A 209-nucleotide genomic window follows, 5' to 3' on the forward strand; every position below is an offset into this window, starting at 1 on the left:
GCTGGGGGTGGAAGTGCAGTAATGCATGGAGCTGACCAGTACTAATCGGTCGAGGGCTTATCCAAAATGCAAGTTTTAAATCGCGTACGTTTCGTTTCGAATCTAGTTTTCAGAGAACAATGCTCTGAAACATATTCCCTGATAGCTCAGTTGGTAGAGCACTCGACTGTTAATCGAGTTGTCACAGGTTCGAGTCCTGTTCGGGGAGC

At 46.9% G+C, this 209-nt stretch carries 1 tRNA gene; it reads left to right on the forward strand.

What is annotated here, in order from left to right:
• Positions 1 to 135: 135 nt before the first annotated feature.
• Positions 136 to 208: transfer RNA gene (locus FS818_RS28610), tRNA-Asn, on the forward strand.
• The last annotated feature ends 1 nt before the right edge of the window (position 209 follow it).

Origin of the sequence: Paenibacillus xylanexedens, from assembly GCF_007680605.1 — a bacterium.
GTDB lineage: Bacteria > Bacillota > Bacilli > Paenibacillales > Paenibacillaceae > Paenibacillus > Paenibacillus xylanexedens_B.